The sequence below is a fragment of the Verrucomicrobiota bacterium genome, assembly GCA_039192515.1.
In the GTDB taxonomy this organism is placed as follows: domain Bacteria; phylum Verrucomicrobiota; class Verrucomicrobiia; order Methylacidiphilales; family JBCCWR01; genus JBCCWR01.
The window spans coordinates 1-9,118 of the sequence record JBCCXA010000062.1 but is presented as its reverse complement, the minus strand read 5'-3'; the positions used below and the strand labels follow the sequence as shown (position 1 = coordinate 9,118).

Here is a 9,118-nt window from a genome sequence, read left to right as displayed (position 1 = left end):
GCCGTTTTTGGGTGGTGGTGCCCTACTCTTTGCCCTGGATCCCAGTCGAGCCGTAGTAGGGGATAGTAATGCTGAGCAAGTTAACTGCTACAGGACTGTTCGGGATTCAGTGGATGAGCTTATCCAGGCACTACAGCTCCACCGAAACGAGTCAGAGTATTTCTATCGGGTTAGGGCCTGGGATAGGACAGAGGATTACTACCAGCGTTCAGCGGTTGAACGTGCTGCGAGGCTTATTTACCTTAATCGCACCTGCTATAACGGGCTCTACCGGGTCAATCGGAAGAACCAGCAGAACGCCCCGTTTGGTCGGTACAAGAATCCAAAAATTGTGAATGCTCCATTGCTGAACATGGTGAGTGGATATTTGGGCCAGAGGAATATCCGAGTTGAGCGTTCAGATTTTGCTGATTTAGTAGCCGATGCCAAGCGAGGCGATTTTATCTACTTTGACCCGCCCTATGATCCGGTGTCCGAAACGGCATCTTTTACCAGTTATGAGGGGGCTGGGTTTGATCGTGCAGAGCAGATAAGGCTTAAGCTGACCGTGGATGAGCTTGCTCGGAGGGGCTGCAAGGTGCTGCTGAGCAATTCCTGTACTGAGTTCATCTGCTCCCTCTATGCGGACTATCGATGTGTACAGGTCCAGGCAAGCCGAGCGATTAATTCAAAGGTATCCAAGCGAGGAAAGGTCGCAGAAGTAATGGTGATGAATTATTAGTGACAGGCTCAAAGTGTTTGCATGGCAAGGTTAGAAAAATACAGAAAGACTAAGACTGCCGCTAATTCAGACGTCTTAATAAAAATAAATAAATGTATTTCAACCACCTAAGTCTAAGTTGACTTAGCTATATGAGGGGGCGCGTTTGGGTTTTCCAACGCTTTCTTTTGTTTGTACTTTGTACTTTTGGAGGTTTCTCAAGAAATTAAAAGGGTTTGCCCTGTTTTTGTTTGGCTCCTTATAGTTTTTCCAGGGGCAGCTTTACCTCATGGGGTGTCTATACATGAAAGCAAATGATTGTGGTAGCTATGATGATTTTGAAAAAAAATATTTGAATTTCACTGATAAAGATTTATCTCAATTGATAAATGATTATCAAAATTCAGATGGTGTTACGAAATTAAGAGCTGAAGGGAACCTGTATGTCTGGGCTAGGATATACCTCATATTTCGCTACACAAGCGGTGAGTTTAAGCTTTTGAAGATGGCTTGGTGTTACTCCCAGCTTAGTGAGTGCATAGACTTTGTTTTGAATTACGTTTTTGCACTAGAGGACGAAAATCCTTATCCAAAAAGACCTGTACTGCAAGACTTTTATTGCTCACCTTCTAGGTCTATTAAAGAGTGTTTGTTTGGATATTACAGTCGTGTATGGTGTCTTCGCTGGACTGCTCTCTCTCTTCGCAGGAAAGTTTGTCAAAATCCTAAAAGTAAACGAGGAGCTAAAGATGAACTAAATCGTCTTTTGAAGATGCCTCCTGTTTCAATATACGAATCATTTGGAAAAGATGGAGAAAATAAGTTAGAGGATATATTGAAATCTAGTGAGCCTTTACCAGAAGAAGTTTTAGATAGAGCGTTAGATTCTAAGGAGGTAATCAACAAAAAAGTGTACTCACAGCACGTTTTGGATTTATTGGCGGAGGTTATCGAACGCCCCCATATCCGAAAATCTCTGATTCAAAAGTGCCATCCTAAATATCCTCAGATGAATGCCTACACCACATTTAAACTTGTTCAATCGGGAAAAAATCTCAGTCGTCGTCAGGTAAGCGATTATTTTAAAGTGTTTGGAGTGACTGAACATGCTGCAAGTAAATGGATCCCTATATTTTCTTCTTTTATGAAGAAATTTATTGCAGATCTAGATGATCAAGGAGAGTTTGGTGATGACTAATGATATTAATAGGGGTATGTCTGGTTATCCTGTACGTTTACCTACAGAGCAGCAAGAACATATACAACGATGCGTAAAAAAGTATGATCAACCTGAACAAAAGAAAAAAGTTGCTCTTAATGTAGCAGCACCTTTGCTGGTTGATTATGCGATTAAGCCTTTTATCAGCACAGATTTGACGAAAAGCTATAGTCAAAAAGCCGCTATGCATGCTTTCTCTTTTCTTGGAGATATCAATGATTTATACCTTCAGGGAGGAGCTAGGCTTATATGTATTGCTTTACTGCCTGGAGAAGTAAGATTTCAGGTCCCACAAGATTTAGATGATGATGTAATTGCTTGCGTAGTTACGAGTATTGAATGTTTAGATCCTCAAGCAGTAAGAGGTAAAGTTATTGGATATTTGCCTATCCATAGTTTAAGTAATGATTTTTCTAAATCTACTGTCATCTCAATAGAAGCCCTGCAATCTTATGAGCAGTTGACAGAGTTTTTACTTTCTTATGTCCAAGAGACAATTATGCGTGGCTCTGGAGCATCAAATAGAGATATATTAAAATCTGATGCATCTCCGCTTAAAGGTTGGAAAATCAGACCGAATAAGAAGCGAAAAACAGGTTCAGATTCTTGGCAACTAAGAGCCGCTGGCGCATCTTCTTCAGAGATGAATGAGCAGTCTAATAAAGACTCTTGGCAGCTCAGAGCCTGTGGTGCGTTCTCTCCAGAAACAAATATACAGCCGCAAAAAATAAGTCAGGAATTAGAATCAAAAGTTTCACTTAAAACCGATCAGACGGAGTATCGTTTAGTTGTTGTTGTTACTATCAAGTCTGCTAAGGAGGAAGATAATTTCAAGCTCTATGTCGCAATATATCCTGATTCAACTGAGAAATTGTTACCTAAAGGGTTAGGCTTATCGGTCTCCAGTATTGAAGTTCCGGAGAAATCATTTCAAGACCAACTCAGCGATGAAGAGGAAATACTGCGACTGCGACAGGTCACGTTAGGAGTTACTGACAGTCTTCACTATCAAGTTTGGTTAGGCAATATAAGGGTAGAGAATACTATTCCAATGTCGGATTTGCTTAGTCATCTTACAAGTCACTCTCATTAGTTTCTTTAGTGGTAAAGAGGATGATGTTTTCAACAAAAAGGTTGTATAAGGTTTTCGCTTTTTTTTTAGGGGTTTTATTGAGCATTTCATGCTCAACACCTTCACCTCCATCGGATTCAATATCTTCATCAAAGATATCAGATACTCCCCAGTCATTTGTCTCAAGTTCTTCTCCTGCTAAGCAATTTGAAGGTTCATCTGAAGTGCTTTCATCGACGTTCAAAGAGGTTTGTGTGCAAGGTGATGAATATTCTTCTGATAAGAAGTATGAGGTTAATGATCCCCATATGCCAATAAGCTGGGGATTATTAGATCATTGGGAAAAAATGCTTCGGTATCAGAAGTACTTTCGATGGGCACAGGATGTGAATATTGCTTTTATCGGCGATGGTATAGAGTATGGAGGGTTTATTAGTGAAGAGCGGTTTTCTCCAGGGTTTGATTTTACTGTGGGTGCTAAAGGTGTCGATATCAAACATGCTGATGCCTCAGTTGTAGAGAGTTATCATGATACACAAGTTGCTTTGTCTATTGTCCAACCAACTTGTGATGCGTCAGCAGGGCCTGGAATGGCTCATTTAGCATCTACTATTCCTATTCGAATCATAGAAGATGCTTCTGATGAGACAGAACGTGTAAGTGTTGAAATGCTGGCTCTTGGAATTAAAAAGGCATTAGACAAGAAAGCTGATGTCATTAATATCAGTCTAGATATAAAGCCTTTAGATAATGAGCAGGAAGCTTGGCAAAAACCTGAAAATATTCAAGTCGCTAAACAGTTGTTGGCTGCAGTTGAAGAAGCTTATAAGCAAAATGTAGTAATTGTTTTAGCTTCGGGAAATTATGCACCTAATGATAACGTTCCTGAATTATTTCAACGTTTGTTGGATCATCCGGGCGTTATAACTGTTGGATCTTACAATGCCAATAATGAGTTGGCCAGTTACTCTAGTCATTTAAATGGGGTTGATATTTTGGCTGCAGGTGGAGAGCCTATGACTTCAGAGGCTTGTACACCTGAGCATCTTTGGGAGTCAAAAGCATTGGGGATTGTTTTACCCTCTTCTGAAGGTGATTTTGTGCATAGCTGTGCAGGAACTTCATTTGCTACACCACAAGTCGCTGCCGCCGCTGCAATTGTCATTGGAGAGTATAAAAGCTGTCCATATTGGAGTAATAGCTCTTTAGTTATCGATTGCCCTTCTTATACAGCCATCAATGTTCGTAAAGCTATCTTGAATCCCTATGACATTTTGAAGAGTCAAAAAGCTTATTATTCAGACTCTTCCGATGTTCCAACTGTTGTTCCTGCTCATCTCTACGAAAAAGCTGTTGCCTCTCGTCAGATTGAGGGGAAGCCTAAGCTAGATTTTTTTGCAACTGAGTGTGCTGCGTATGAGTTAATAGAGGATTCTTCTGAGTTAGATTGCACTGATTCCTATGAATTATATCCGTCTTTAGAATCTCCAGATCCAAACACCTTGACTGACTAACATACTTGTTTTTCTGTTGAGCAGTTAACTGTTTTAATATTGAGATTTATTCAATACTAAAACAGCTACAGCATTTATCCCTGCAAGTGCAAGCTTGCAGGGATTTTTTCAACCAAGGTTTTGAAAATCAACTTTGTTTATTAGAGGAGGTAGTTTGAATTAACTCTTCTCTGAAAATCTTTTTATTGAAGTTTTGAGGTTAAGACATGAATCGATATCTAGCTGCAACTGTCGCTGTTTTGACTACTATGCCTGTAGCTGTTGCCAATGCTCAAGTATTACCTGATTTTGACTCATACAAATTAAGCACCGATTACTGTGACCCGGTTGTAGGAGGGTATTCAGAAACGATTACTGACAATGGGACGGCGAACGATAGTGGTTCTAATAGTACTGGTGAACAATCAGCTGATAGCTCTAGCCGTATTCGTGATTCGAGTGGTAACGGAAAGATTGGCTTTGGTCCAATAAGCCTTGGTGGTGGCGGAGGTTTACGCCGTGAGGATCATCATCAATCGAGCGCAAATAGTCAGACTCATGAAACTTATGATCGTGATCAAACCAATGCCACTACGTATCAACTCACTCTAGATCAGCTTCTTTCTAATGATGGCAACTGTACTGCTGTTACTGAAGGAAACACTATGATGGCTATTCAGAATATGGTTTCCAATGAATCTATCATCAATACTCAAACTTCTGAAAATGGCCTGACAGAACGAGCTGAAATTGATGCGAATGCCCGTATTCAGATCAATCAAGATCAACAAGCCACATATGTACAGGCTATTGAGAGCCAGGAAAGGCTAGGAATGGAACAAATTCAGATGCAGCGAGATAGTTTTCTTCTGTCGAACCTACTCGATTTTAGTCGCTTTGGCCTAACTCCTCAACAGTAAGTCCTGCCTTTCTAGTTTACGGTTCAGGCGACAATTTGAGGATTTGTTTAGCCTGAGCCCTTCCTTTTAAGAATATGAGGTTTTTCCAATGATCAATAATTCTGTCACACTCCCTGCAATTGGTGCAGGTGCAGCTGTTCTCTTTTGTGGTTTTTTATCTCTTCCAGTTAAGGCTGAGAACTCTCCTTCTTTGTCTGTTACTCCTTTGTCAGTTGTTTCAGAGTCATCTGCGCTTACTTTAGTGTTTCCGCACCAGGAGATTATTGAGATGATGGAAGGTGGCTCTAAGAATATTACGTTACCTTTGGCTCATGAACTCCTGGATACTGAAGGTAATCCTGTTGGCCGCACTGGCGCTGACGTACAAATTCAACTTACAGCGGATGAAAGCAATATTAACCTGACAGCTACTGCCATTAATATTGGCGGTCAATTTGTGCCTATTGAAACCTCCTCAGTTGATATGGGGGGTGTTTCAATTTATCAAGATGCTCGATTCCGCCAAGGCATGAATAACAATAGCTACTTACCTGTTCTGGGTTCAGGAGTAGGACGATTAATCGCTGGTGATGGTGACATGATGGGGCCTATTATTGGCTTTGCATTAGGAACGGCAGCTCAGCACCTTATCAATGATCCCTCACCTGAAGTTGCGATTGCCGTTCAGGTTCTGCCAGGTAGCCGTCAGACACTTCAACTTGATGCCCCACTGGTGCTTACACCAACAGAAGACGGACGCGTTGCCTGGTCTCAATTAGAACCAGTCACTCAAGAGGTTGCTTCAGATGATGTGGTGAGTGAAGTCACTTCGTAACTAATTTTCTCTTCTTTTTAGAAAAGAATCTGCAGCTTTTGTTTTCAATTTTTCTTTGTTTTGTTTTCACGTATTTCACGAAGGAGTGATTGACCATGAAGAATAAGCTCGCTCTTTTACTGCTGGCAGTTGGCACTACATTTATTCCTGTTGTGGCCCAAGCGAATGACTCATCTTTGATGTGTGGCCCAGATGCGCAGGTATATCAAGATGGCCCAATGTGTTCAATGGAACAATATGGATTTACTCTTGATGACCGTGGCAATATGGTTCCAGATTTTACTCTTGATGATTCCCCAACTATTTCGACGCTACGCCCTGAAAACATGGGTCCACCACCAAGGAACATTATTCGAGAAGCCGAGATTCTGAATGGTTCACCTTTGGCTTCAGGTCTTTACGGCTTAGATACCTTTTTGGGTTTCTCGCACGAGGATGCTATGAACTTTGCAGAGTTTGGATATCACGCGGGTAATGTTGCTGGTTCAGTAGCAGGTAACGGCTCAGCTATGCTCGAATCACCTGTACCTGGCTTAGCTGGTAGCAGTACTGTGATTCCTCATTCACCACTCCTTTTGGAGCAACAGCTAGGTGATCGAGGCAGGGTATACAGCCATTAGAACCACTTCAAGCCAAAGGCTTTAAAGATTTTTGCCTTTCTGCGCCTATCTAGAGAATGCCTTGCTTTCACTTGTGAGTTTTTTAGTACTTTTTGTCAAATATTAGAGGACTAAGACAATGCAATCTTCTTTCTTTACCACAAACCATAAGTCTATTCTGAAAAGCTTTCTAGTAGCTGCTGTATTTACTGCCTCGGCTAGTAATGCTGTCTTTGCACATAACGTTTCTGAAAAAAAAGATTCGCCAACAAACTCTACTCACATCAGTATTCTTCTGGATCGTTCCGGTTCTATGGACTCGATCAGGGAAGATACAATTGGAGGTTTTAATCAATTTCTGGATGATCAAAGGGATAACTCAACAGATGCTACGCTTTCCTTCGTTCAATTTGATTCCTCTGATTCCTATGAGGTTATTTATGATTTTCAGGACTTAGCAGGTGTTTCTGATTTGGATCGGAATGATTTTGTCCCACGAGGTGGTACTCCACTTCTTGATGCAATTGGTAGAAGTATCAATGATTTAGAGGCAGATTTAGATGCTTTGAGTGAAGATGAGCGGCCTGAGAAAGTCGTAATGGCTATTATTACTGATGGTCGTGAAAACTCTAGTTTTGAGTTTACTAAAACTGAAATTGAGTCAATGATTGATGAGAAGCAAGATGAGGATGACTGGCAATTTGTTTTTCTCAGTTCTGATTTATCTGCTATCGGTGAAGCCCAAATCCTTGGATTTCAGCCTTTTGGAGTGCTGAAATATGAAAATACATCAGAAGGCGTGAGTTCTGGCTGGTCAAATCTATCAAACAGCTTCTCTGAGTATTCAAGTAACTCGGAGCAGAGTGTGATGAGGTTTGATCGTCCACATGTTCATGCGGAATAAGTTCATTGTTTTGCCTGTGTACCTCTTGTAAGTAAAATTAAATCCGACCTCGACTCTATGGAGTCGAGGTTTTCTCATTCTGTGGAAGAGCTTATAGAACGCCTTTATGTATAGGTTTTTTATAGGAAAATAATTATTAGAGGCTCAACGTCCCATTAGATCTTGTCTGAATAATAGTCTCCTCATGAGGGTACTGTGAAACTCGTTAGATAGAAATATATTGAGGGTGTTGAACTTAAGGAGCATCTTAAATGCCCACGACACCAGAGATACAACTAGATATCCTTAATCCAGGGGTATTGAATATTAAACCAACCAATACGGAATCTCCTTCAGCTGAGGCACCAGATGGGGAATTGCTGAAGGTTATGGAGGATGTTTTCAATGCTGCTAAATACTCTCTAGCGGTTGCTGCAGCTAATCCCGATGCCGAGCTTCAAGCAGGTACATTGGAAGGCGATTTTCAGACTGCTCTTCAGTCTGTAAAAGAGGAGCTATCTGGTCCTGCTAAGCTTAAGGCTCTTGAGCTAATCAATGCTCCTGTTAAGCTTCGTGAAAGCGTGTTTGGGCGTTATGGAGAGTTGCCAGCAGAGGTTGCTCTTGACCGAGGCTTCACTCAGCTCAGCGATGAATTACCTACGCTCCAAGTTAACTACGAATTGCTGGGGTTAACCACACCTCAACTTTCTGTTCCTATCTCGGAGTTTTCTCCAACGGATGGTGGTTTACTGATTCCTGCAGAAAGCCTTCCTGTTAATTTGGAAGACTTGCAATCCAAAATGCAAGCTTCTGAGGTGAGAGCAGTAGATTCAGGTGTTCTCAATATGGAACGCTTCAGCGAAGTCTGGGGTGAGGTCCATGAAGGCGATCTCTACAGTGTTGTTGACGGTCCTGATGACAATTTTCAGGCACAATCAACCACCGATAAGTTAGGGCTCTACATTCGTAAAATCAAGTGTGAGGATGAAACTGATTGGGAATGGCCATTCGATGATTCAATCGCACTTGCAGGGATCTCAACTGATGAGACTGGTGATGTCAAAAAGATTGGGGAACACTTCATCGGGGATGGTTTCCATGATGGCAAAGAGAAGAACTATTCTGATTGGCAGTTTCACTATTTTAGTCTTCGTGAGGGCAATCACTGGCCTAAAAAGTATGGTGTGACCTTTATCCTTGCTGAGAAAGACTTTGGCGGCTTAGCTAAGTTCATTGGTTCTATTTACGATAAGGTAAAAGTCCAAGTGAAGGCTGCTATCGAAAAGGTGTTTGCCGCTGGGGGTGCTGCTGTTGGCAGTATCTTTGGAGTAGCAACTATTGGTGCAGCAATTGGTCGTGCCATTGGTATGGCTGTTGGTTGGGTTGTTGATAAGCTTGTCGGTTGGATCAGGAGTCTC

General features: G+C 41.5%; 10 protein-coding genes. 9 read left to right on the top strand and 1 reads right to left on the bottom strand.

Features of this window, described 5'->3' with window-relative positions:
• From AAGA18_15345 to AAGA18_15335, 3 genes are all read left to right on the top strand, one after another.
• A partial coding sequence (locus AAGA18_15345; protein MEM9446716.1) for a Dam family site-specific DNA-(adenine-N6)-methyltransferase occupies positions 1 to 721 on the top strand: 721 nt, incomplete at its 5' end.
• A 283-nt stretch (positions 722 to 1,004) separates the two neighbouring features.
• Positions 1,005 to 1,898 (top strand): hypothetical protein, encoded by an 894-nt coding sequence (locus tag AAGA18_15340; GenBank protein ID MEM9446715.1) that lies wholly within the window; start codon positions 1,005 to 1,007, stop codon positions 1,896 to 1,898.
• A complete protein-coding gene (locus AAGA18_15335; protein MEM9446714.1) occupies positions 1,891 to 3,012 on the top strand; it encodes a DUF1822 family protein in 1,122 nt (373 codons plus the stop codon). The genes AAGA18_15340 and AAGA18_15335 overlap by 8 nt, the downstream gene beginning before the upstream one ends.
• On the opposite strand, the gene AAGA18_15330 is transcribed toward AAGA18_15335, so the two are convergent.
• The gene (locus tag AAGA18_15330; protein MEM9446713.1) at positions 2,993 to 3,235 is read right to left on the bottom strand and encodes a hypothetical protein; all 243 of its coding nucleotides are present in this window, start codon (positions 3,233 to 3,235) and stop codon (positions 2,993 to 2,995) included. The genes AAGA18_15335 and AAGA18_15330 overlap by 20 nt on opposite strands.
• A 10-nt stretch (positions 3,236 to 3,245) precedes the next feature.
• Between AAGA18_15330 and AAGA18_15325 the strand changes: the two genes are divergently transcribed.
• The 6 genes from AAGA18_15325 to AAGA18_15300 form a co-directional block, all read left to right on the top strand.
• Positions 3,246 to 4,505, top strand: coding sequence for a S8 family serine peptidase (locus AAGA18_15325; protein ID MEM9446712.1), 1,260 nt, complete (start codon positions 3,246 to 3,248; stop codon positions 4,503 to 4,505).
• Between the two features lie 206 nt (positions 4,506 to 4,711).
• Positions 4,712 to 5,404, top strand: coding sequence for a hypothetical protein (locus AAGA18_15320; GenBank protein ID MEM9446711.1), 693 nt, complete (start codon positions 4,712 to 4,714; stop codon positions 5,402 to 5,404).
• 88 nt (positions 5,405 to 5,492) lie between these two features.
• A complete protein-coding gene (locus AAGA18_15315; GenBank protein MEM9446710.1) occupies positions 5,493 to 6,218 on the top strand; it encodes a hypothetical protein in 726 nt (241 codons plus the stop codon).
• A 95-nt stretch (positions 6,219 to 6,313) separates the two neighbouring features.
• Entirely contained in the window at positions 6,314 to 6,838 is a 525-nt protein-coding gene (locus AAGA18_15310; protein ID MEM9446709.1) for a hypothetical protein, read from the top strand.
• 118 nt (positions 6,839 to 6,956) lie between these two features.
• The gene (locus AAGA18_15305) at positions 6,957 to 7,721 is read left to right on the top strand and encodes a vWA domain-containing protein (protein MEM9446708.1); all 765 of its coding nucleotides are present in this window, start codon (positions 6,957 to 6,959) and stop codon (positions 7,719 to 7,721) included.
• Between the two features lie 251 nt (positions 7,722 to 7,972).
• On the top strand, positions 7,973 to 9,118 hold a 1,146-nt coding region (locus AAGA18_15300), incomplete at its 3' end, for a glycine zipper family protein (protein ID MEM9446707.1).